The sequence below is a fragment of the uncultured Chitinophaga sp. genome, from assembly GCF_902168175.1.
Classification (GTDB): domain Bacteria; phylum Bacteroidota; class Bacteroidia; order Chitinophagales; family Chitinophagaceae; genus Chitinophaga.
This window is the reverse complement of record NZ_CABHOU010000042.1, coordinates 15,320-39,898: the sequence shown is the minus strand read 5'-3', so window position 1 is coordinate 39,898 and position 24,579 is coordinate 15,320. Positions and strand designations below refer to the sequence as shown.

Genomic DNA, 24,579 nt, shown 5'->3' with positions numbered 1-24,579 from the left:
GTATTATTTACAATTAAAGCATCCTGGCTTGTACATATCGCGGTTTTACTTGTTTTATTCCTTTCCGGATCACGGAGATACTGAGCAATCTCCTACTTTTGACACATGAACACACCTGAAAACAAACCGTACCAACCCATCGACTGCGATTATTACGACCGCCTGGAAGCCTGGGCTACTTTACGTACCGAGTGCAAAATCGTGTACCGCAACGAACAGGAACAACTGACGGAAGTAACGGCTAAAATCGAAGATGTATATGCTACCAACAAGGTGGAATATATGAAGATGAATAACGGGCTGGTGATAAGACTGGATACACTGGTAGCAGTGAATGATATTCCGCTGCCGGGTAGCTGTTAAGGGCGGGTAATTACTTTTACACTAAATACAACGGGCGTAACCGGCACATCGTTTTTATCGGTGGGCACGGTGTTAATGGCGTCTGCCACGTCCATTCCCTGCACTATCTCTCCAAAAATGGTATAATCCCCGTCGAGGTGCGGCGTGCCGCCAATGGTCTTGTAAACGATCCTGCGCGCTGGCGGTATAGTTTTGCCGGTCCGCTTTTCAGCGGCGTCAAGACTGGCGTCTGTATGTTTTTTGCCTGCTACCAGGTAAATCTGGTTAAAGTAAGACGCCTTTTCCGGGTTATCGTCACGGCCTGCCCCTAAAGCGCCCTTTTTATGGAAGGCATTGGGTGCGAATTCTGCAGGGAAACGTTTGGCGCCCAGCTCAGGATGCCGTTTCTCGCGGTTCAGGATGCTATCGTCCAGCTCCCCGGCCTGACTCACAAAGTCTTTAATAACGCGGTTGAACAGTGCATCGTTATAAGTCCCTTTTTTAACCTGTTCGAGGAACATGTCGCGGTGTTTGGGTATTTGGTCGTACAGCATAACGGTGAAGTTGCCTTTACTGGTAATGAACTGCACCTGCACCGACTGCGAAAATCCTGCATAACAGGCCAGTAGAAAGGAAATGGAGAGGATGAACTGTTTCATATATGGATGACGGTTATTTAGCCGAATATACGAAATAGCTGCGCTTCGCTTATTCTTATCTACCTAAAAAAGGACTAAAACAACTTAAGCCTGAAACATATATTTGTACCTCAACTTACGATAACGGAAACTTAAACGGATTTAACCCATGCGGACCTTCTACCTATTACCACTACTGTGCGTAGTGTTACTCGCGTCCTGTAGCAAGGACAACGAAACGCCTCCCATTAAATTAAGTGCCAAAGGCGCAGCTGTATGGCCTGGCCAGGACTCCACGATCACGATTACCGGCAGATCGGCACCTTTTACCGCTACCGCCTCCACACCAGGCATTGCAGAAGTGAACCTGGAAAACGATAAGCTTACGTTAAAGGCTTTGAAAAATGGCAGGACCACCATCACTATTACCGATGCCGCCGGCGCTACCATCAGCCTGCCGTTCGAGGGACTTGGCCTTGGTGCCACCATTTGGGCCTATACGTTAAACGACACACCGGCGGATGCCATTGTAGCCACCAGCGATGCTGCGTTCAGCGCTACGCTGAAGGCGGAGGCCATCGCAGCCATAAAACCTGTTTACCGGATAGAATTTACTGATGATACGAGAATGCGGTACCAGGAACGTACGCAAACTGCGACCGAAACTGGTGAAGGCACGTACACTTATGCAGGGATGGTACTTACACTGCTGTTTAATGGTAAAACGGTACTGCAAACAGTAGAACCACTCAACTACTACCGCATTAAATTCATGCTGGACGAAACGGCTAAGTACCAGGCTTTGTATCCAGACAAGGGCATTACGCAGGTGATATCGATCAGGTATATGAGGCGTGTTATTAATCCAGGTTGATCCAGCCATTCAATAGAAAAAGCCAGGCTATACGATGCAGCCTGGCTTTTTTATGTTCATCCATCTCAACTTATTTAAACAACACGGTACGCAGGTAAGTGCTGCTTTGTGTGATGCTTTTATAAGGATCGATAGAAAAGTTTTCCTGCTCTACGATGAAGTGATTTACACCACCCTTTTTAGCGGCGGCGAAAATGGCTTTAAAGTCGATGCTGCCGGAACCTACTTCGGTATTGATGCCCGGGTCCTGTTTGTCCATATCTTTCACATGCACCAGTTTAAAGCGGCCAGGCCCTCTTTTAAACAATGCCGGTGCCGATTCTTTGGCACGTACTACCCAATACAGATCAAGTTCGAACCAGAGTTCACCCGGTTTGGTACCATCCAGCAGCAGGTCGTATAGCCTCACTCCTTCGATGGTCTCGAATTCGAAGTCGTGGTTATGGTAGGCCATCTTCAAACCTGCCTGTTTTACACGTTGTGCGCCCAGCTTCACTTTTTCCACGATATTTTTAAGATCTGCTGCCGATTTACGGTCGTCGCCGCCAATATACGGGCAGGTTACATATTCCTGTTTCAGGATCTTCGCTGCTTCAATTGCATGGTCTACCTCGTCGAAGTTACCTTCTTTGATCAGCGCGTCCATGTTATAGTGACCGCTTGGGCTGGTTAAACCGTGCTTGTCCAGCAGGGCTTTGAACTCCACAGGGCTCAGTCCCCAGAAACCGCCATCTTTCGAATAGCCGTAAGTTTCTACCTCTTTATATCCTGCTGCTGCTACTTTGGCAATTACGCCTTTAACGTCTTTGGGTAATTCATCGCGCAAACTGTATAACTGAAGGCCTGCTTTTTTAGCGCTCTTTGCGGAAAGTAATCCTGGTGCGAGTACCAGACCTGCTCCAATGAGGCCTGCCTGTGTCAAAAATGTTCTCCTGTTAGTAGTCATTACTGGTCTTTTTTTTGTTCATTTCTTCGTACAAGACAAACTTAACGGCTGTGAAGCACATTTCAAAAGAATTTTAGGGGAAGATGGTTGGAGTATGCAGATATTAACATGTCGTATGTAACCCCTTAATATGACGCAATGCACCATCAGGTGGCCACGACAAAGCCCCTACCTTTGTTTCAGACAAACAAACCAAAAAAATATACGTTATGGCAAGGACAAACACATACCTCAATTTCGCCCGCAGTACCGAAGAAGTTTTCGGGTTCTACAAATCAGTTTTCGGCACCGAATATTCCTGCGACATTGCCCGTTTCGGCGACATCCCCCCGCAAGACGGCATGCCACCACTGGCCGAGCAGGATAAAAACCTGATCATGCACATAGAGCTTCCCATTGTTGGCGGCCACGTATTAATGGGCACCGATGCGCCGGAATCGATGGGTTTTAAAGTGAACATCGGTAACAACACCCACCTGAGCCTGGAGCCCGATACAAAAGAAGAAACACAACGCCTGTTTGATGCTTTATCCGAAGGCGGTAAGGTTACAATGCCGCTGGACGTGATGTTCTGGGGCGCTTTTTACGGCAGTTGCACCGACAAATACGGCGTACAGTGGATGTTCAACTTCCCGCTTAATCAATAGTGATGTAAAAGGCCGGACTGTTATGGCAGTCCGGCTTAAAATACATACTTTTTTATCCAATTGTAATGAAAGCGGCATCAGCCCTTCAGAAAGAGAATATCGTATCATAAGAAAGAGGCTGCATCGTAAGACGCAGCCTCCCGTTATTAATTGGCCAGGAACTTCTAAGCCCCCATCTTCTCTTTCAGCAACTCATCCAGCCTAGAGCTGTAGCCTGTAAATTTCTCCACGATACGTCCTTCCCTATCCAGTAAAAACATAGTAGGAATACCTTGTATCATGAAATCGGACATGGTTTTATTGTAATTAGGCGTAATCACCTGCGACCAGGGCATCTGCTCTTCCGACATGGCTCTTCTCCAGGCCTCGTTATCCTTATCCACAGAAATACTCAGTATTTCAAACCCTTTTGCCTGGTACATGGAATAAAGCTCCTTCAGTTTAGGAATAGATTTACGGCAAGGCCCGCACCAGCTGGCCCAGAAGTCTACGATCACGTATTTACCTTTAAACGATGCAAGGCTGGTAATTTTGCCGTCCGGGCTGGCATAGGCTATTTCGGGCGCTACACTGCCTTTCGCCAACATCCTTTCCTTATCCATCTGGCGCGTCAGGTCTTTCTTCACACTGATGGCTTCTTCGAAAGCCGGGTTTACAGCCAGCAGGTTATCCAGCTCCGCCAATATAAATTTCGGGTCTCTTTTGCTCATGGTCGCCAGCAGGTATACCGATGCCGGGTTACCGCCCGAGCTTTGTATCAGCATCTTTTCACGGGCCACCGCCTGGTCTTCTACCTTACGATACAACATTTGCTGGCGGTAGTAAACGTACCAGACCGAATCCGTACTGCGGCGTTTCTGGGCAGCGAAACCTTCGTCCAGTAAGTCACCCAGCAGTATTTCATCTAAGTAACGATTGTACATCGCCATATTAATCAGCTGCGTACCGGCCGATTTGCTTTTCACCTGTACGAAGCCCGAGTTCTTACGCTGATACTTCGCCGTATCGTACCCGCGGGCCAGTACTTCTATGTCCTGGTCCGACCAGAAGGCGGCCGTTTGCCATTTGAGGATATCCAACTGGTAAATGCCAGGTTTGGCGACCGGCAGTTTAAAACTGAACGTACCATCTGCTTTTACCGCTACCGAATCCACCGTTTTTGCATTGGCACCTGCACCCTTCTTCAGCCAAACCATGTTGTACTTTTTCAGCACCTCCGGGTTTTGTATATGCACTTTACCGGTAACCAGCACCGTCTTTTTCACCTGCGCCATTACTGGAAGCGTGCAGGAAGCCAGCCATACCGCTGCACCTATTTTAAACACATTCTTCGTCATGTCTGTACTTATTTGAAGATTGATTTCAGTTTCTCGTCGAGTTCCCTGCTTTCGCTACCCTGCCACCTGGCGATGATATTACCGTTCCGGTCGATCAGCAATTTAGTAGGATAAGCATCTACACCGTAAAGCTTCACTACATCCGTTTTCATATTCTGCTCGTTGTTCAGCACCTGCGGCCAGGTGAGTCCATCCTTTTCAATAGCGCCTTTCCAAACCACCTGTGCAGATGCTGCATCGGCTGTTTTTTCGCTGGCAACACCGAGTATTTCAAAACCTTTATCCTTGTACATGGCGTACAGTTCTTTTAAATGAGGATTAGCCTGCCTGCACGGCGCACACCAGCTGCCCCAGAAATCGATCAGTACATACTTACCTTTGAACTGCGACAGCGTAAGGTAAGAGCCATCAGGTGAAGGTTTCGAAAAATCAGGCGCCGGGCCCGACTTCGCCGTAGCTGCCACGATCTCAATTCTTGCTGCTACGTTTTTACCCAGTTCATTGTTCCGGAGACTGGCATCCAGTCCCTCGTAAGCAGCTTTTAACTCTGCCAGTTCATACTCTTTAGCGGTACGTGCCAACAACCATACAGAAGAATATCCCCCAGGATGATCTTTGATGAATTGCTTGTGAATAGCATTCAGTTCTTTATAATTGGCCAACATTTTTTTACCTACATCATCCAGGCCGTCGGTAACGCCCATCTTCCTTAACTGCATCAGGTTCTTTTGCAATTCCGCCTTCTCCTTTAAGTTCTTGCCTTCTGCTTTACGCAGGTCATTGAAGCTTTCATTATAAGCATCCCCCTGTACTGTAGCCAGGTTAATATCTTCCGCAACGCCTGAAATAGTAAGCTTGCAATCTTTGCTGATCACAACATCCAGTGGCATGGCAGGAATGGCCATAGAGTTGGCCCTTTCGCCCAGATAAGTATTCCTGTCGATGCCCGTATTCAGTTTTGCCATTACGGGTTGTGCAGGTGCAGTGCCAGTAAGCGTAAATTTACCATCCACCGCATCTACTGCATTGGTGATATTTTTGGTACCATCAAAATAGGTAAGGATAATCTTTTCATTGCCCTGGTTTTTCAGGCTGCCCGTAATACGGAAGGTTTCCTGTGCCGACGACGATAATATCCCCGCGCACACTGCTAAAACTGTAAATAATGCTGGTTTCATTTTGTATGTTATGATGTTAGTTTATTGGGTTACAGGATCACAAAAGCTTTCCAGGCCATGGCCTTCACTTTTCCGAAACCTGTGTACTTTTTCTCTGTACCGGCAATGATAGCGCCGCTCGACTGGTTTACTTCCATCTGGTATACATTACCCATTTTAGTAGCTTCGTCGTAAGTAGAGATGTACAGTATCTTACAGATGTTTTTCGGATCGTACCAACGGCCTCGCGCGGCCTGTGTATTATAATACTTCTGTAAGGAAATGTTGGTGATCTTTTCATTACCGGGCGCTGTCCACAATTTATCGGTAGTGCCGGGTGTGTATTTAAACTGGTAAAGGTTTTTCGGTGAGCTATAGTAGAACACTTCGCCATAGAAACCAGCTGTTACCGAGTTCATATCGGCTATTTCCGGGCAGGCGGTCATGTCGTACTTTCCTTTACCGATGGTGGCTATTTCGCCCGTTCTGAAGTCGGCAGTAAGCAGGTAATATTTGCCGGCGTCGTCCTTCATCACTATATGTTCCCAAAAGTTCCAGCCAAGGTCGGCCGCCAGGAAGGTGAGGCCTACATTCTTTACATCGTAAGCCGCTGTAGGACTTTGCGTGGTGGTAAACTGTACTACTTCCGCACCACGTGTTGCTACTTTCATAAACCTTTTATTCGTCTGATCGTACACGATGGCGTCGAAAGCGGCGCCGGTGGTGGTAGATATCCATGGTGCCAGCTGACCGTAAGTGCCGGCCAGCGCATCTTCAAATGCACGTCTGCCCGTGCCGATAATGGTATAATCGATCACATGCAGTTTATTGTTATTCAGCATGAACTCCTTTCGCTGCTCGGTGATCTTTACCAGTTGCGGTGCTTCCACGGCTGGTTTTGTCCAGAAGATCGATTCAAAATTATCGATACGCTGAAACGTAGAAGGGTTTACCGACACCACATCACCTTCGCTCTGGATATAAATCTTGTAAGAAGAAGGAAAATTTACCAGCGAGTAACTGAGAGAACCTGGCGCGCCCTGCAGCGGCTCACCGTTAGATGCGGAATAGATATCCAACAGCACACGTTCCTGCACAGTATTCGTTTTCGTGATCTCATTGTTGACGATGAGGCCTACATCTGTATTCCCATCTCTTTCATACAACACCATCCAGCCTTCTGCCAGCGAAGGCGTAAGGGCTACGGTAAACTTGGAAAAAGACTTAACGCCTGTTTTAGTATTGGTTACCGTAAACAGCACTACCCATACCGCTTCCTTTTTATCCATGATAGTCTTGAGCGCGATACTGCTATCGAGCGTATACTTTTCCTGGATAGATGGGTTGATGGAGCTGGGATACATTTCCCATGCGAACGAAAGCTCACTGAATTGTGGAGCGGCGGGGTTCACGGTTTCTCCTTTATACTTTACCACCGGGTTCAATGTAAGCGTATCAAAACGCAGCATAGAATAAGAGGTGGCCAGTCCCGTTACGTCGATAGACACACTATCGAGCGCGATGTAATCATAATTGCCCTTGTCTTTCGCACAGCCGCCGAACATGGCAAGCGCGGTAAAGCAAAAAACGATATAATAAGTTATTCTCATGATCTGTTAGGGAATAGTGATAAGATTATTGTTTTCATCTCTCAGCGGGTTACCCGGATTGGCGGCGTTGTAAGTGGCCAAACGTTTGATACAGCTGTTCTTGTAATAAGTAACCGTTGTAAAGTCTACTTCCCCGGCCACTGGTGTACCTGCGCTTAACACCCTGAATATCGGCGGCTGGCCGATAGTGGTGGTAATAAACTGGAACTTCGTATTACTGTACACACCGAAGTAGGTCGACAGTTTTGTATAAGGATACGGATCCACGTCCCAGTGGGCCGGCTTCGCAAATACATCATTAAAAATAAGGGTGATGCGGGATGACTCTACCAGTCCTTTTTTAAGGTCGCCCTCTTCCGTAATACTGAACACGATACGTGCGGGACCGGTCTTAAAATCATCAGTTCTTTTTATATAGATAGGGAATTTGGCCGTGTAGCCATTCGCTTTGATCTGGTAGTCGCCCAGTTCGTAATGAATGCCCTTCTTCACCCTGTTCGTATCCCCTCCAACTGCTTTCAAAAAGAAACTGCGGTCGTTAGCGGCAGGTTTGCCCAGCAGCATGCCTGTAAATATCACCGAATCGACGGGCACTGCCGGTTTAAAAGCGAAATTGTATTCCATACTATCGGGTTTGGCGGCTAAAGAGGTACCCAGCCATATGTTGATCGCGTCTGTATCTTCTGCGTACAGCAGCTCCGGCGATTTGTTACAGGACGATAGCAGCGCAGCGGCAACGATCGTCAGAAAATATATATTCCTTTTCATGTGTGTCAGCGTTTATTGATTATCAACCCGGTTAACACCGTTTTCGTATTCAGCCACCGGAATGGGGAGCTTGTAGCCTTTTAACTGTACCAGGTTAAGACCGGTAGCCTTCGGGATAGCCGCATTGTTTTTCCTTTTGTGATAAAAGAAAAGCTGTCCCTCGCCTACTAACTCCTTCCTGTATTCCTGCGCCAGTATGGTCTCGAAATCGGCTGCGTTTATGGGGGATGAGATGAGTCCTCTGGCCACCCTTACTTTATTGATATAGTCCACCGCTGTTGCGTAATCTGTTTTCTGCAAACACTCGGCAGCAATGAAATAGATCTCGGCCAGTTTGATGAGTGGCATTTTATTCCGGTAAGCAATGGGCCATTGACTATCCGTAAGCTGGGTATACATGTTCAAATAGTAATCACCGGCATCGTTTACTTTAAACCAGTGCAGGTAGCGGTAATCTTCTGCCGCACTGTTGTAGTAATCCTGCAGACTGGCTTTGGAGATATAAAAAACACTGCTGCCCGTTGATGAAAAAGCATTGTTGGAAATGGCGTTCAGGCGGATGTTATTCAACGCAAACAAATGCTCAGAGCTGAACGTCAGATCGGCGATCGCCCGGTTGCTCAAAGCGGCCGGGCTGATCCAGGTAAACTTCGTGGCGTCCATTACTACCTGTGCATTGGCCAAAGCGTTCACCAGGTCGGACTTATACAAATACACCCTTGCCAGCAGGCCTTTAACGGCGTAGTAGTTCAGATGTACCTGCCTGTTCATCAGGTAACCGTTATCGTCGGCAATGGTGATGGTTTTGCCGGTCAGTATCGGGTCGGCCTTCAGCAGTTCCTCGGCGGCGAGGAGGTCTACCAGCACTTTATCAATTACCTGTGTAACGGTGAGTTGCGGGAAGATCTGTTTGGAACTGGCCGTTACGTAAGGGATCGTCATTTTATTCGGATCCTCGGCATAACTGGCGCCGAAGGTGCGCAGCAGGTCGAAGTGAATAAATGCACGAAGCGCCAGGGCTTCTCCTTTAATCACATTAAAGTTTTCGCCACCGAAAATAGCTTTCTTCGCATCTATGTTTTCGATGATCTTATTGTCGTTTGCCACAGCGTTATACAACCCCTCCCAGATCGCATCGATCCTGTCGAGCGAAACAGAGCTGGTTTTGTAGGCGTAGGCTTTGTCGGCCGCGTAGGAGTTATTCTGGTAATCCCATTCACAGCCCAGCGCACCCATCAACCCAAAAGTTAATTCCCTGCCATACAGTGGTTCGTAAGTAAGGGCGGAGTACACGCCGGACAGGGCTTCTTTAAAACCTGTTTCGGATGAAAACAGTTCGGTATCCTTCACCTGCGAATCGGGCTTTACATCCAACCATTTATTGCAGGATACGAAGGATGTGGATAAGAGCAGTATTAATATTCTGATTTTCATGTTTACAAGTTTAAAAGGTGGCCTGAACTGAAAGAGAAAGCGTACGCGCAAACGGATAACTAAGTCCGCGTTCGGCTTTTACGGACGATAACACAAACAGGTCGTTGGTAAACAAGGTTACCCGCAGCCTTTGCAGTGTGCTTCTTTTCAGGAATGCCGCATCTTTAAAATCGTACGTGGCGTTCAGCGACGACATCACGAGCTCGTTCAGGTCCTGTACAAACCTTGAAGTCGGGAAGGTTTTATTAGGTAATGCAGTAATGGCTTTGAAGAAAGTAACATCACCCGGTTGTTTCCAGGAGCCGGTAAACACGCGGGTGTCCACGTTATACTGGATGTCCACATTCTCTACCCTGTCTACCAGTGTTTGATTATAATACTGCCCGCCTACTCTGTAAGTAAATGCGCAGTTGAGCCCCCAGCCTTTATACTGAGAGTTAAAACCAAAGCTGCCGTTCAGTTTAGGATTAGAGTCGCCGAGGCGCACCTGGTCGTCTGCATTCCATACGAATGTTCTTTCACCGTTCGCTTTTAAATAAATCTCGCGCCCGGTGGAAGGATCGATACCGAGCGACTGCACAGCATATATGGCAGTCGTAGACTCCCCTTCTTTATACCTGATAAATGGCGCAGTGGACCCGGAAGCTGCCCTGGCCGCCTCACGCTGATCGTTCAGTGATTTAAGCGCGTCGGAAATGCGTACCAGCCGGTTTTTATAACCGGCAAAACTTACGAACAGGTTTAAGAATGCACCGTTGCGTGGACTCGCGAATACTTTGTAACTCACAGTCGCATCTATGCCCTTATTCTGTACACCGCCCAGGTTTTCTTTAATGGTACTAAAGCCCGTAGAACCCGGCAAAGGCAAATCCGTTAAAAGGTTATCTGTGTTACTGATATAATAATCGAAACGTAAACCCAGCCGGTTAAACGCTTTCAGGTCGATACCCACATTATAGTCCTGTGTTTCCTGCCATTTCAGTTCGTTATTGGCCAGGGCCATCAGTTTTGCGCCTACTACGTTATCGTAATACGTGTCGGTGTAGTAGGTGTAGGTAGACATGGCCTGGTAGGGATTGAAGTTCTGGCTACCCGTATACCCCGTGGAAGAGCGCAGTTTCAACTGGTCGATCCAGCTTACGTTCCTGAGGAAGTTTTCGTTGTGCAAATTCCAGCCCGCACCGGCCGACCAGAAGCTGCCCCATTTATTATCGGCCCCGAATATGCTGGAGCCCTGGCGGCGATAGGTTAAGTCGGCCAGGAAACGATCGTCGTACGAGTAGTTTAAGGCAGACAGTACACCCGTTTCCCTGGTTTTAGCATCGCTGCCCAACGGACGGCCATTATCGAGGTATTGTTTGGCAAAGCTGATATTATCTACCCGGTCGTTCAGGAAACCCTGCGCCTGCAAACCGTGTGTTTCGCTGGCTGCATCGGCTATATTCCAGCCTACGTTCAGGAAAAACAGGTGTTTACCAAATTGCCTGGAGTAGTTAAGGGTAAGGTCAGAGCGTAGGGATACATCCCTGCCATCGGTAATCGTGTAATCGCCGCGCATGAAAAACATGGAGTCGGGATAGTTGATGTACCGCGTGCTGTTGGCAGGGTAAAAGTCTTCGCGGGAGGACTGATGCAGGTTGTACGCGAAACGGCCGATGAGTTTCAGCGAACTGGCCAGCGTCCATTCTGCCTGGAAGTTGTTAGTGATATCGACGTAACGGGAAAAGTTCTTGGTACCGATAGAGGCATCGTACATCGGGTTGAAGTAATTCATGGGCGTGCCGCTGCCTGTGCTAAACGTACCCAGTAACCGCTTCAGGTTGCCATTGTCGTCATAAGGCGTCCAGTAAGGGTTAAGGCGGGAGTACTGTGCAAAGGAGCCGTAAGGCGAATCGTCGCTGCGGTTAAAACCTACGGTAAGGTTATTGCGGAACAGCAGTTTTTTTACACGGTACGAAAGAAAGATATTGGCCGAAGTGGTTTTACGGTCCGACTCCTTCATGGCGCCTTTGATATCATTGTAGGTAAGGTCGGCGCCGTAACGAAAAAACTCATCGCCCCCTTCCAGCGATATCGTATGCTTTTGTCCTACCCCCGTTTGAATAGGCTGCGCAAGCCAATCGGTATTAACACCCCGTGCTACCTCGCCATATATTAAATTATACTGTTCGGCCAGTGCCTGTGCAGAATGGTAGTAAGATGCGTTGTAACGGCCGGCGTTCACTTCCGCCTGCAGTTTTTCGGTAGCGTTGGTTAAATGATAACTGGTTAAATCAGGCACCGTCAATTTAAGATCGCCCGTATAACTCACACGCAGTTTACCTGCCTGTGGACGTTTAGTTTCCACTACCACAACCCCGTTTGCCGCCTTGGAACCATAAATGGCTTTGGCAGTAGCATCTTTCAGCAAAGTAACAGAGGCCACGCGGTTCATGTCCAGGTCGTAAATCCTTTCCAATGTAGTTTCAAAACCGTCCAGTATAAAAAGCGGCATGTTGGCCGAGCTGGCGTATTCACCCTGCAAACCCGGTAAGCTGCTACCGCCGCGTATTTGCAAATTAGGCAGCGTGTTGGGATCCGACCCTGCAATATTGTTTTCGATCTGTACAAAGGAGGGATCTAATATTTTCAGGCTCTGAATGATATTCTGGTTGCCCATTGAACGTAACTGCTCCTGTGTAAAGGTGGCCGACGAACCGGTAAAGCTTTCCGCCTTACGGTTAAACGGTCCCATCACCACTACCTCATTCAGTTTTTCCTGCGATACTTCCATGCTCACTATATATTCCTGCGAAGGACCTACGTGTACTTCTTTGGTAGCATAACCCACGTGCGTTACCACCAGCATACGGCCCTGGGGAGGCAGTTCGAGTACGAATTCGCCTCGTTCGTCAGACATACTGTTGGTGGTCCCCATTTCACGAACAGTGATGGTAGCGTTGGCCAGCGGCGTGTTATTTTCAGAGGACAGTACTTTACCCCTTATCCTGCGTGATGAGAGCGCCGTGGCAGGCACCTGCGTTGGTGTGGCGGGGGTCATGCCCATCTTTACCGAACTAACTCTTTTACGCTCCATGATAATACACTTGTTATCGCGCAGCTGGAAATCGAGTTTCGTGTTTTTAAGCAGGTTGGCAAGCACCTGTTTCAGCGGTTCATTCTGCGCTTTCAGCGTTACCTTATAAGGCGTTACCGATTCATCATTGAATACGAACTTCAGTTTACCCGTACTTTCAATTTCTTTCAGCGCCTGTTTCAATGGCGTGTTATTGAAATTAACGCTTAGTTTAACCCCATCCAGACTTTGGGCGCTGGTGCTAAATGGTAAAAGGATCGATAGCGAGAGAAAAAAACAGATCAACGTTCGTTGAATGATGCTCTGACTGTTAGGGACAAGCAGTAAGCTGCGAGCATAATTTTCCATATTCGGAAGTGTTTTTAAATCGTTTAAAAAGGTTGATAAAACATAGCGGTCAGTTGGCATTATGCACTGAATCTGTTACATGCCGGGAAGTTATACTTCCCCGCTTTTAGCTTAGGTAGTAGTTGAACGTCATAGTTCCGGGAGTTTGATTTTCGGTTGATAAATACTGTTCGTTAAAAGTTGGCTGATCTACTGCAATGCTGTTTGATTAAATTCTGATAATCCGGTTGATAAAAAACTGATCTTATTTTTTAGTTTGAGAAATATGAATAGTGGTATCTTTTATAGAATACTGTAGTCCTTTCGTAAGTGTAAGTGCGTCCAGTACATCGTTTAATGTTTCCGAAGCTTCGAATGCGCCGGTGAAGTGGTAACTGGAAATCGTTTCATCGTCGATAATGATGTCCACATTGTATTTATTCTCCAGCAAACCCGCTACCTGCCGGAAGGTTTCGTTGGTAAACAACAGTTTGCCATCCATCCAGCCCAGTACTTCTGCGGCTTTAACCGCCTTTTGCTGTATTACACCGGTAGATTTTGCGTAACTAACCTGCTGGTCGGGCGTTAAGATATAGGCATTATTAACAGACACCTTACCGCCAGAAACCGTTACAGTTACATCCGGGATAAAATGATAAGCGCGGATATTGAAGCTGGTGCCTAATACGGTAGTACTGATCTTATCTGCTTTTACGATGAATGGCTTCTTCGCATCCTGTTTCACATCGAAGTAAGCCTCACCTTCCAGCAGCGTTACTTCGCGCTGGTTACCGAATTTCTTTGGATAAGATAAACGGCTGCCGGCGTTCAGCACAACCGTAGAACCATCAGGCAGTGTCAGTTTTTCATGATGGGCAGCTTTGGCTTCGGCTACTATTAATGGAGATGCGCCTCCTGTACGCCAGGTGTCTTTATACAAAGCGGCCACCACACAAAACGTCAGCACTGCCGCTGCGGCCGACCAGGTAGCGATCTTGCGTACATGCAGGCGGTGCTGTTTCGGTCTTTCGTTTACACTTAGCATCAATCGGCCAAGTATTCTTTCCTCCACCTGCTGTTCCTCTCCCATTTTTGATGTATCCCAGGCGGGTGGCGCCGACTGGAATTGATCTACCGCTTCCGATATACCGCGAAGGGCCTCTTCGTCCGCATGTTTGTTCCTGAATTTTGAGAAAAAGGAAAAGTTCATTCCGTTGCTTTAATAATAAAGACACCGCAAAAAACCCTATCCCCCAAAAGATGGGCAGTTTTCTATAAAAATAATTTCCGGGAGGAATTAAGAGATTAATTAACAACCAGTTAAATCAACAAACAAAAACAAAGCAGGGTCACCAGGTATTCGCCCAGCCGCGTACGTATATGGCGTAAGGCTATCGTGATCTGGTTCTCCACCGTTTTGGGGGTAATGTCCAGTTTAAGGGCTATTTCCTTATTAGAGAGATGATCTTTACGGCTCATGATCATGATTGTCCGGCAGCGTTCAGGCAGTTCGGCGAGGGCCTCATCGTAAATCCGATTAATCTCCATACAGTGCAGGCGTTCCTCGGCAGGCATCACCGACTCCGCAACACCGGCACGGGCATTCAGCATTCGCAGCAGGTTATTTTCGGCGCGTATCCTGTTCAGGGCGCGGTTCTTTACGGCGATGTAGAGGTAATCTTTCAGGGAGTTGATCTGTACATTGCGGCCTTTATCCCATAAATAAAGGAATACATCGTGAATCAGTTCCTCGCAGGTTTCCTGGTTCGGGAAAATTTTGAATGCGCAACGGTATAATTCAGACCAGTATCGTTTATAAATACAAACGAACGCCGGCTGATTATCCAGCTTCATCAAATCCAAAAGTTCCTGATCCGAAAGATCCTCAAGAATTAGCTTCATTGGCTAAACCCCAAAAAATAATACATTACAAAGTGGTGCAATAGTTCCCGTAGACGAACGAATATAGTTATCCCGGTTATATTATCCTAACAGGCGCGTCCAAAATTCAAACTTATCGGGATCGGGTTAATTTACGTACACAATGAGTTAATATTCACAAAACGCTTTCTGATTCGGGGTGGGTTAAAAGCTTTGCCGGTGCTGCAAAAGCAGCCACTGTTCAAAAGCGGACAGGTTTTGTGCCGAAAACGAACAAAACCCAACGAATAAACCATTGCAAATCAACACGCTAATTATACGGCATTATCTTGGGGCCCGTTGTGAGTAACTAGTGCCCATTTGCTATATGATCAGGAACTTCTTTAAAACTGCCTTCCGTAACCTCCTTCGTAATAAAGGGTTTTCGGCTATCAATATAACAGGTCTCGCCATAGGCATGGCTGCCGCGATACTCATTCTGCTATGGATACAAAGCGAAAGGAGTTACGACGAGTTTCATGTAAACAAAGACCGTATCTATGAAGTATGGAACAAGGTTCCAATGGAAGGCAAAATACAGTCCTGGAACTCTGTATCAGCCCTCACCGGCCCTGCTTTAGAAAAAGATCTGCCGGAAGTAGAACGTGTGGCAAGAATAAAATACGATAACCAGCAACTATTTTCATCCGGCGATAAAAAACTGATGAAGTCGGGCCTGATAGTAGATACAGGCTTCCTCGATATATTTACTTTCCCGATGCTGAAAGGCGACCCGGCTACCGCATTGAAGGAAATGCGTTCGGTAGTGCTCACCGAAAAATCGGCCAAAAGCATGTTTGGTGATGAAGAAGCACTGGGCAAAACGATCAAGATCGGCGACAGGGATGATTTCATTGTAACCGGGATTGTAAAAGATTTGCCCGACAATACAAGGTTCCAATTCGAATACCTGCTGCCATGGGCTGTTACCGGACTTAGTCAGCGACAAGACTGGGGCTGGTCAGACAATAGCACTCCCACGTATGTACTGCTACGCCCCCATACAAGTTTAGCGGCTGTTGCCTCCAAAATAAAAGGATTAAAACAGGCTTACAGCGATGAGGCCAAAAACATGAAATGGGAACTGTTCATCTACCCACTCGAGCGCTGGCGCCTGTATTCAAGCTTTACCAATGGTGCGGAAGATAATGCAGGACGCAGTTCGTTCGTAAAGATATTCGGCATCATTGCCGGTTTAATACTGCTCATCGCCTGTATCAATTTCATGAACCTGAGTACTGCACGCAGTGAGAAACGGGCGAAGGAAGTGGGTATACGAAAAGTAGTGGGCGCCCCTAAAAGTGCGCTGATTCTTCAATTCATAGCCGAGTCGGTGTTGATAGCCCTGCTTGCCGGTATAGTTGCTATAGTTATAGTGATATTATGCCTGCCTGCTTACAACCAGCTTACCAACAAACAATTGTTCCTCGACTTTACCAATATTTATACCTGGTTCGCGTTTATTGGCTTCATCCTGTTTACAGGTTTGCTGGCCGGCAGTTATCCTGCGTTCTTCCTTTCGTCCTTTCAACCCGTTAAGGTATTAAAAGGTACTTTTAAAAAGGCAGATGCGTTACTAACGCCGCGTAAAGCTTTAGTCGTATTACAGTTCACCTCCGCTATCATATTGATCGTTTGTACCATCATTATCAGGCAGCAGATCGATTATGCCCGGCAGCGCGAAACAGGTTATAATAAAGACAACCTCGTATATCACTTCCTGACCGGCGATATCCCCAAAAATTACGAGCTGATTAAAGCCGAACTACTCGAAGCCGGAGTAGCCAAATCCATTACCAAAACCAATTCGCCGCTTACTGAAAGGTGGAGTAATGGCTGGGGACAAAACTGGGAAGGCAAAAACCCGGACGACAAAACTTCGTTCGACCGCTACATGGCCGATGAAGGACTCGGCACTACAGCAGGACTCCAGTTTGTACAAGGCCGCGATTTCGACCTGAAGAAATACCCTACTGACTCAAGTGCGCTGATCATTAATGAATCATCGCTGAAGCTGATGAAGTTTAAAAACCCTATAGGACAGGTAGTAGAAGATCTCGGCCTGAAGTGGCATATCGTGGGCGTGGTGAAAGATTTCATTCTTACCAGCCCCTACGAACCTACAAGACCCATACTGATTTGCGGTGGCAAAAGTACTTTTATGACCTTCCAGGTAATGCAGGTAAAACTGAACGGTAATAACTCAACCGCTCAAAACCTGGAAAAAGCAGAAGCGATTTTCAGGAAACACAATCCCGATTATCCGTTTGAATATGAGTTTGTAGACCAGGCTTACGCGAAGAAGTTCGAGAACGAGCAGTTGCAGGGCACACTCGCGGCCTTATTCGCACAGCTCACCATTTTCATTTCCTGCCTGGGCCTGTTTGGCCTGGCTACCTATATGGCCGAAAACAGGGTAAGGGAGATAGGGATACGTAAAGTACTGGGCGCATCCATCACCAGTATTACCACCCTGTTATCTAAAGATTTTGTGAAACTTGTACTCGTTTCCTTCTGTATCGCCGCACCGTTTTCGTGGTGGATCATGCACAACTGGCTCCAGTACTATGAGTACCGCGTAAGTATTCAGTGGTGGGTATTTGCAGTAGCCTGCATACTGTCTGTAACCATCGCCATTCTGACCGTAAGTTACCAGGCTATCAAAGCCGCACTGGCCAACCCTGTCAGGAGCCTGAGAAAAGAATAAGTACCCGTTCGATGGCATTTATAGGCGAAAGAGGCTGCAACTATACGGTTGCAGCCTCTTTTATTAATCGATTTACGTGAAATGCTGATCATTAAACAATTGAAAGTTGATGAGAGCCTTTGAAGAAAACAGTAAGCCTGTTCCATTATCGCGTCGTCCTTTCCATTGGATGCTCTTTCAATAATTGCTCTGTCGTATAAAAATCCTTTTTACCCTGGGTAGCCTTTCTTATCGCTTTCACTTTCTCCGGAAAAATAACACCACCCTTGTTTCCAAATGAGTTGCGGACATACGTTAATACTGCCGCTACTTCATCATCTTTTAGTAATCCGCCGAAAGGCGTCATAGGGACCTGGCCGGGATACTTTTTGCCATTTACCTCTATAGGTCCCATTACACCTTTCAATACCAGCTTAATCAGTCTTTCGTCACTTCCATTTACCCAGTTATTGACTGCGAGGGGTGGAAATCCGGAGGCCGTCAATCCTTTACCATCCGGCTGATGGCAGGTTTTACAGTATCCTTCTTTATTATAGATAATTTTCCCCTGGTTAAATAATGCGAGTGATGCGCCTTTGAGTTCTGTTTTCTCCTTTTTCTCCTTTTCTTCTCCTACATTTCTCCCGTTTAAATGGGCTACAGCGGTTTCGTATGCATGCACCATCCAGCTATCGAGCGGCAATTTATTGGCAGCCGCTAAAACAGGAAGCCCTTTTTCCTTACCGATCCATGAAGCAGCAACGATGGCCATCAGTCTTACACGGCTATTTTTATCCCTGGCGGCCTCCATGAGTAAATTAGCCTGGTCTGGCAACTGGTGTTCTGAATAACGTACCACCTGTACTGCTGCAGCTCTTGCACGATAATCTTTCGCTTTCAGCACCTGTTTTAAAAGCCGCTGATCCACTTTATTCATTCCCCAGCTTACCCAAAGACCTTCCAGTAAATGATGTTCATATCGCGCGTCACTGGTATCCAGTTTTGCCACCCAGGTGGTGAGCTTGGCCAGTACCTGATCAACATCACGGCCCCTTAGTTCCCGGCGAGTCCTGTAACGGGTTCTGTATTCCGGTAATTTGAGATTATCCAGGAGTTCTTCGATGCTGGCCTCCGCTATTTTTGCTGGTTTTACCAATGGTCTTGAAGGATACGTAATACGGTAAATCCGGCCGTGCGAATGATCGCGTAGTGGGTCGCGTGCATTATGCTGCATGTGCCCGATGAGGATGTTATGCCAGTCGATCACAAATAATGAACCATCGGGTGCAAACTCCAGGTCCACCGGGCGAAAATTAGGGTCATCACTCACCAGCAGGTCGGTACGAAAACGGCTTTTGTACCCTGTTCCGTCATCCTCCAGCGTATGTTCTTTCGTTCCCAGGAAGCCAATGGTATTATTGATCAGGAAGTCCCCCTGGATATCATCCGGAAAATGGCGGCTTGATATTATTTCAATACCTGATGTTGGACGTACCAGGTGTTTCTCTTCTATCAGTTGTTTTGATTTATGCGTAGCCTGCCCATACCTCGGTAATATGGTTCCGGGCAGCATCCAACGAACGTCCGGACTGGATGTTTCCGCATAGAAAGGCTGTCCCCAGTCATCGAACATAATGCCCCATGGATTTGGAACAGACATTTGCGCCGTACGTTCCAGTTTCCTGCGCTGCGGTGTATACCTGTAAAAACCACCATTAGTCGCATAAACCGGCCCGTAAGATGTTTCTACATTGGTACGGAGGAACACGCCTTCCCCCGAATAAATGGCTCCGGAAGGATCTGTTGTGAAAGCATGGCTGCTATGATGTGAATCATGGTCATCAAAACCACTTAACAAGATCTCTTTCTTATCGGCCTTATCATCACCATCAGTATCTGTTAACAGGATAAAATTAGTTCCCTGTGCTACGTATACACCTTCTGCTGCGATCTCGAAACCGAGCGGTAAATGGAGCCCGTCTGCGAAAACGGTTTGTTTATCCGCCTTGCCATCGTTGTTGGTATCTTCAAGAATGATGATCTTATCGTCAGGTTTTGCGTCGCCCACTTTATATTGCGGATAGGTTGGCATGACCGCTACCCACAGCCGACCTTTGTTGTCGAATGATAACTGCACGGGTTTGGCGAGGAAGCTAAATTCCGTTTCTGAGGCAAATAGTTCGACTTTGAAGCCCGGCGGCACTTTTAAACTGTTTACAGCATCCTGCCCGTACAGGTATTTAAGGTTACCGTTTTTATTACTGGGCGTATAGTTTGTTTTAACCTCCGGCAAAACACTTGTATTTTTATCAGCCGCTTCGATATCCATTTTCTCTCCTTTAGCCGCCGCAAGCCAAACAGCAGTGTCTCTGACAGCCGTCATTTCGCGGATCTTCTTTATTTCGGCGGGAAAATTATCTGGCCCATAAGGTTTATACCTGCGGCCATATACATGCACCCCGTTAGGAATTTTAAAATCGTTCAGCCACATCCAGTTCTTTTCCATGACGGCATCGTGCACAAGCTTCCTGTTACTTTCTACCGCGGAAGACCTTTCTCCAAAGATCTGGTCTGCCAGCAATACCCCGACCTTTTTATATCCTTCCTCATTCAGTTGAGAACCATCGATGGTCAATGGACCTGTAGCTTCCTTATACCATTTCAGTGAAGGGGTGAATACATCTACAAACAGCACTTTATGCTGCGCAGCTACCTCCCTCATGGCTTCGGTATAGAGTTGAAGATTTTCATTTTCCTTACGGCCATCTGGCAGATCATACCTGCTTTTACCGGTAAGGTCCTCAAAAGCAATGGGAGAAACAATTACAAGCTTCGGCGCCGAGGTTCCGTTATATTTCTGTTTCAGCGTCCATTTAATGAAAGCGTCGAGTTCTGCTTTGTAGTTGGCGAGGCCCGCCTTCCCGGCAAATGATTCATTAAATCCAAAGAAGGATATGATCACATCTGTTTTTAACCGGGTGAGCCATTGATCAGGTGTTTCAAAGAAACCTTCACCGGGATCATCCATTTCGAGTGTACCACCGGCATCTTTTCGTTTTACCAGGTTGGCCCGCTCCACCTGGAATTTTTCCGCACCCGGGAAGGCCCAGGGAGAATTCCTGCTTGCATGCGGGCGAAAACCGGGCGTTTCTCCCCCATCACACATATTACGGATGAACAGTTCATACGTCGGATAACGAAGTTGTAGTTCTGTTTCAAAATTATCATAGTTGATCATCCTCGATCCGAGGTTATTGCCAATGAGCGCAATACGCGTTCCCTTCGCCATATCAAGCGGCGTACCTTTAAATTTAAAAGCGTTGATCATCATCATTGCAGGTATAATTGCAATGAGCAACAGCATGCTGACCTTAGTTAGTTTCATGATCTCTCTGCGTATTTATTTGGCAACACGATAAGGCACCTGGATATCCATTTTACCCTTCCATTTCTTTGGCACTTTCAGGCCCAGTTCATCATGAACGGCATTTATGACGAGCCGCTGAAAAGCTTCTACCCTGAAGTCTTCCGGGTGGCCCATCGTAGTCATAAATACCTTTCCGCCAAAAGCGTTTTTGCCTGTCCAGGCAACGGGGTTTTCGACGGCTGTTCCTTCCGGGTTCACGGCTTTACCGGTGAGTAACGGAACGGAGCCTTTCACGGGATAGTCCGGTACAACATGATACAGCCATGACCGTACATGAAAATCTTTTGCCACACCGGTGAGGATAGGATTACCGGCCTCTTTGGATACGATACTTACGTCGGTACTACTATTGTGCCCATAATGCGTATGTTTGGCTTTTCCACCCCAGCCCGGAGGTGCATTTAAGGCAAACTCTCCGAAGGCGTTCCATTTTTCGCTGGGATGCCCTTTGGGAAAATTGAATGCATGTGTGGTGGTGCGGAAACCCATCACCGGCTTTCCACTTTTAAGGTAAGTTTCAATATGCGCCAGTTGTTCAGGCGGAAGCCTGCGCCAACGCAAAAAGAAAACGGCCAGATCGGCATCCTTTAATGCTTCCAGCCCGGGTATATTCTCTTCGCTGTTATGGTCCGGTGAGGCTTTCAGTACGATCGTTCTCATACCGTAGTGCCTTTCCAGCTCCGCCGCAATAATGGGGAGGGTTTCTTCACCACTGTATTCATGATCTCCGCACACAAAAACAACCAGGGGCTTTTTAGCCTTTGGTGGAGATGGTGCCCCCAACAAACCTGTACTTAGCGATAATAATAAACCAATACAGAAAAATTTCATCTTAACAGGGAAAGTAATTATCATACAATTGAGTTACGATTATAAACGCTGTTTAAGTCCGGTTCGCGACCAGTAAGCACTGCCACCACATTGTTCACCGTAAGCAGGCACATACGCCGGTAGGTGGATGCCGTAAGGCTGGCGGCATGTGGTGTAATGATGGTACGCGGATGCTGCGCAAGCGAAAGGTTTTGAACGGGTGGTTCATCCGGCAGTACATCTGCAGCAAAACCTGCTATGGCATGCGTGTTCAAAGCTTCCAGCAGTGCTGCATGGTCTATCAACGCCCCTCTTGCCGTATTGATCAGAAATGCACCCGGTTTCATATATGCCAGTTGCTGTACTCCTATTATCTGATCTGTTTCTTTATTTAATGGAAGGTGCAGGCTTACTATATCTGATTGGCTTAGTACTTCCTCCATAGAACACTCCTGTGCCGACCTGCTCCAATATTTCACCTTCATATCAAAGGCCTCTGCCAGCCGGGCTACACGTTTCCCAATGTTTCCCATTCCCAGTATGCCCAGGGTTTTGCCATTCAGCTCATCGCCTGCATATTGATTCCGCCAGTTCCAATCGTTCTGCTTCACCCGTTCTGCCGATGTATACAAGTCGCGCATTAACATCAGCATCAGGGCAAGTGTATGTTCTGCAATGGTGGCGGCATTGCTGCCCGGGGCATTGATCACCAGCACCTTTCGGGCCGTTGCTTCGGCCACATCTACATTATCCAGTCCAACACCACACCTGGCAGCCACCTGCAAATGAGGGCAGGCTTCCATCAACGCCCTGTCTATCTGCATTTTTCCCCTCGTAATAACAGCGTGTACTTCCACCTGCTTCAAAACCTCCTTTAAGCTGGCTTCATCATACCCTGTGAACACATTCACACTTTCCTGCAATACGGCTAATGCTTCTGGTGCAATGGTTTCAAGTAGCAATACGTTTTTTATCATGGTTTATTATGATATAAAGTAGCATCATCCGATTTATATCCTCTGAAGTCGTTCCTGTTTGAAACATACAAGCCTTCTTCGTAAAGTTCATCCGTGAATATCCTGGCATCCACTTCAGCGCCGGGTACAGAAGAAATTTCCACCAGGTTACCGGCAGGATCACGAACAAACATCTGCATGGCGCCATCGGGCAGTTTCCTCACCTTTCCCCAGGGACTTACATCAATAGCATTCAATTCTTTCATGCGAAAAAAGATGCTGCTGAAATCGTCTACCTGTACGCAGATATGCCCGCGAAAGGAAGTACGGTCGTCCCATTCCGAAATATGCAATTGCTGCTCATCGTTAAATTTGAAAAACATCACAGGATAATCGAACCGGAACGCGGGAAGCGGTTCCAGGCCGAGTTCCTGCCCGTAGAACTCACCAGCTTTCTCAAGATTGTCTACAATGAGTGTAACGTGATTAATTTTAAGTGCTTTTGCCATAAGTAATGATTTAAACCGGCTGCTTAAACTGTTTTACAAAATCCCAGTTGGGGGTTACGCCTAATCCAGGAGCCGAGGGAGCGGCAATCTCGCCATCTGTAACAACAATCTGTTCGTTTACCAGGTCGTACATCATGGGGTTTCCTCCAAGAGAAAACTCTATGATCGTTGCAGCAGGTGAGGCAAAGGCTACCGTGAGCCCCGCCATGAAAGAGAAGGCAGAGCCCCAGCAGTGTGGCGCCAGCTCTACCTGGTGTACGCTGGCCAGGTGACCCGCGCGCATGGCTTCTGAAATACCGCCAATAATGGCAGCATCCGGCTGTATAACATCTATAGCCCTTATTTGTAAAAGATCATGGATGTCGAAACAGGTAAATTCACTTTCGCCTGCAGCAATTGGTATGTGGGTAGAAGCCCTTACCTCCGCCGTTCCTTTCCTATTGTCCGGACTAATCGGCTCTTCAAACCAATATATATTACAGTCTTCCACACCTCTGCAAAATTGCTTCGCCTCCGGTACGCTGAAAGTTCCATGCGCATCTACCATCAATTTGATATCCGGCCCAAGTGCAGCCCTTGCAGCCTTCACCCTGTCTATACTTTTCTGCACGGTATCATCCATCACCCCTACCCGCATTTTCACGCCCTGAAATCCCTTACTTACATATCCGTTCAATTGTTCGCCGATATTGTGCACATCTGCCCATCCTCCGCTTGCATAAGCCGGCATTTTATCCCTGCAGGCGCCTCCGAGCAATTCCAGTACGGGAACGTTCAACAGCTTGCCTTTCAAGTCCCATAACGCAGTATCAATACCACTCATTGCCGACACGGTAAGTCCCCGCCTGCCAAGGACCGGAAACTTCCTTCCCCTGGATAATGCGTAGTGACCGCGTGTACCGTTATACATTTCTTCCCAGAGGCGGGTGATGTCTTTAAAAGACTTACCCAGCAGTATGGGCTTCAGCTCATTTTCGATACAATTTACAATGGAAGCACACACGCCGGATGAACCTACTGCTGCTTTGGCCTCTCCAAAACCCTGCAATCCTGTATCCGTTGTTATTACGACAAGGGTCATATCAAAATTGGTGAGCAGCCCATAGTCTGACGTA

The 24,579-nt window shown here is 47.3% G+C and carries 19 protein-coding genes; 4 read left to right on the top strand and 15 right to left on the bottom strand.

What is annotated here, in order from left to right; all coding sequences use genetic code 11:
* Positions 1–105: 105 nt before the first annotated feature.
* The gene (locus QZT80_RS08865; RefSeq protein WP_295120681.1) at positions 106–363 is read left to right on the top strand and encodes a hypothetical protein; all 258 of its coding nucleotides are present in this window, start codon (positions 106–108) and stop codon (positions 361–363) included.
* Here the strand turns inward: QZT80_RS08865 and QZT80_RS08860 are convergent.
* Entirely contained in the window at positions 360–1,001 is a 642-nt protein-coding gene (locus tag QZT80_RS08860) for a peptidylprolyl isomerase (RefSeq protein ID WP_295120679.1), read from the bottom strand. The genes QZT80_RS08865 and QZT80_RS08860 overlap by 4 nt on opposite strands.
* A 148-nt stretch (positions 1,002–1,149) precedes the next feature.
* Between QZT80_RS08860 and QZT80_RS08855 the strand changes: the two genes are divergently transcribed.
* Entirely contained in the window at positions 1,150–1,854 is a 705-nt protein-coding gene (locus QZT80_RS08855) for a hypothetical protein (protein WP_295120676.1), read from the top strand.
* Positions 1,855–1,924: 70 nt separating this feature from the next.
* On the opposite strand, the gene QZT80_RS08850 is transcribed toward QZT80_RS08855, so the two are convergent.
* The gene (locus tag QZT80_RS08850) at positions 1,925–2,800 is read right to left on the bottom strand and encodes a sugar phosphate isomerase/epimerase (RefSeq protein WP_295120673.1); all 876 of its coding nucleotides are present in this window, start codon (positions 2,798–2,800) and stop codon (positions 1,925–1,927) included.
* A 209-nt stretch (positions 2,801–3,009) separates the two neighbouring features.
* On the opposite strand from QZT80_RS08850, the gene QZT80_RS08845 reads away from it, so the two are divergent.
* Positions 3,010–3,447, top strand: a complete 438-nt coding sequence (locus QZT80_RS08845; RefSeq protein ID WP_295120670.1) for a VOC family protein — start codon at positions 3,010–3,012, stop codon at positions 3,445–3,447.
* 164 nt (positions 3,448–3,611) lie between these two features.
* On the opposite strand, the gene QZT80_RS08840 is transcribed toward QZT80_RS08845, so the two are convergent.
* The 8 genes from QZT80_RS08840 to QZT80_RS08805 form a co-directional block, all read right to left on the bottom strand.
* Positions 3,612–4,784, bottom strand: a complete 1,173-nt coding sequence (locus QZT80_RS08840) for a TlpA disulfide reductase family protein (RefSeq protein WP_295120667.1) — start codon at positions 4,782–4,784, stop codon at positions 3,612–3,614.
* A gap of 8 nt (positions 4,785–4,792) precedes the next feature.
* Positions 4,793–5,962 carry a TlpA disulfide reductase family protein gene (locus QZT80_RS08835; protein WP_295120664.1) on the bottom strand — a complete coding sequence of 390 codons (1,170 nt, stop codon included), beginning with the start codon at positions 5,960–5,962 and terminating at the stop codon, positions 4,793–4,795.
* 29 nt (positions 5,963–5,991) lie between these two features.
* A complete protein-coding gene (locus QZT80_RS08830; protein WP_295120661.1) occupies positions 5,992–7,551 on the bottom strand; it encodes a PKD-like family lipoprotein in 1,560 nt (519 codons plus the stop codon).
* Between the two features lie 6 nt (positions 7,552–7,557).
* Positions 7,558–8,319, bottom strand: a complete 762-nt coding sequence (locus tag QZT80_RS08825; protein ID WP_295120658.1) for a DUF4843 domain-containing protein — start codon at positions 8,317–8,319, stop codon at positions 7,558–7,560.
* A gap of 12 nt (positions 8,320–8,331) precedes the next feature.
* On the bottom strand, positions 8,332–9,753 hold the full coding sequence (locus QZT80_RS08820) for a RagB/SusD family nutrient uptake outer membrane protein (protein WP_295120655.1): 1,422 nt from the start codon (positions 9,751–9,753) through the stop codon (positions 8,332–8,334).
* A 10-nt stretch (positions 9,754–9,763) separates the two neighbouring features.
* Positions 9,764–13,177 carry a SusC/RagA family TonB-linked outer membrane protein gene (locus QZT80_RS08815; protein ID WP_295120652.1) on the bottom strand — a complete coding sequence of 1,138 codons (3,414 nt, stop codon included), beginning with the start codon at positions 13,175–13,177 and terminating at the stop codon, positions 9,764–9,766.
* Positions 13,178–13,421: 244 nt separating this feature from the next.
* Positions 13,422–14,366 carry a FecR domain-containing protein gene (locus QZT80_RS08810; protein WP_295120649.1) on the bottom strand — a complete coding sequence of 315 codons (945 nt, stop codon included), beginning with the start codon at positions 14,364–14,366 and terminating at the stop codon, positions 13,422–13,424.
* A gap of 110 nt (positions 14,367–14,476) precedes the next feature.
* Positions 14,477–15,010, bottom strand: coding sequence for an RNA polymerase sigma-70 factor (locus QZT80_RS08805; protein WP_295120647.1), 534 nt, complete (start codon positions 15,008–15,010; stop codon positions 14,477–14,479).
* 394 nt (positions 15,011–15,404) lie between these two features.
* On the opposite strand from QZT80_RS08805, the gene QZT80_RS08800 reads away from it, so the two are divergent.
* Positions 15,405–17,783 carry an ABC transporter permease gene (locus tag QZT80_RS08800; protein ID WP_295120644.1) on the top strand — a complete coding sequence of 793 codons (2,379 nt, stop codon included), beginning with the start codon at positions 15,405–15,407 and terminating at the stop codon, positions 17,781–17,783.
* A 145-nt stretch (positions 17,784–17,928) separates the two neighbouring features.
* Here the strand turns inward: QZT80_RS08800 and QZT80_RS08795 are convergent, their stop codons facing one another.
* From QZT80_RS08795 to QZT80_RS08775, 5 genes are read right to left on the bottom strand one after another with little or no spacing between them, the layout of a single operon-like run.
* Entirely contained in the window at positions 17,929–21,147 is a 3,219-nt protein-coding gene (locus QZT80_RS08795) for a PVC-type heme-binding CxxCH protein (protein WP_295120641.1), read from the bottom strand.
* Positions 21,148–21,162: 15 nt separating this feature from the next.
* Positions 21,163–22,044 (bottom strand): ThuA domain-containing protein, encoded by an 882-nt coding sequence (locus QZT80_RS08790; RefSeq protein ID WP_295120638.1) that lies wholly within the window; start codon positions 22,042–22,044, stop codon positions 21,163–21,165.
* Entirely contained in the window at positions 22,041–22,976 is a 936-nt protein-coding gene (locus QZT80_RS08785) for a 2-hydroxyacid dehydrogenase (RefSeq protein ID WP_295120635.1), read from the bottom strand. Before QZT80_RS08785 ends, QZT80_RS08790 begins: the two co-directional genes overlap by 4 nt.
* Positions 22,973–23,464, bottom strand: a complete 492-nt coding sequence (locus tag QZT80_RS08780; RefSeq protein WP_295120632.1) for a VOC family protein — start codon at positions 23,462–23,464, stop codon at positions 22,973–22,975. The genes QZT80_RS08785 and QZT80_RS08780 overlap by 4 nt, the downstream gene beginning before the upstream one ends.
* 10 nt (positions 23,465–23,474) lie before the next feature.
* Positions 23,475–24,545: a mandelate racemase/muconate lactonizing enzyme family protein gene (locus QZT80_RS08775; protein WP_295120629.1), complete on the bottom strand. Its 1,071-nt coding sequence runs from the start codon at positions 24,543–24,545 to the stop codon at positions 23,475–23,477.
* Positions 24,546–24,579 lie beyond the last annotated feature (34 nt).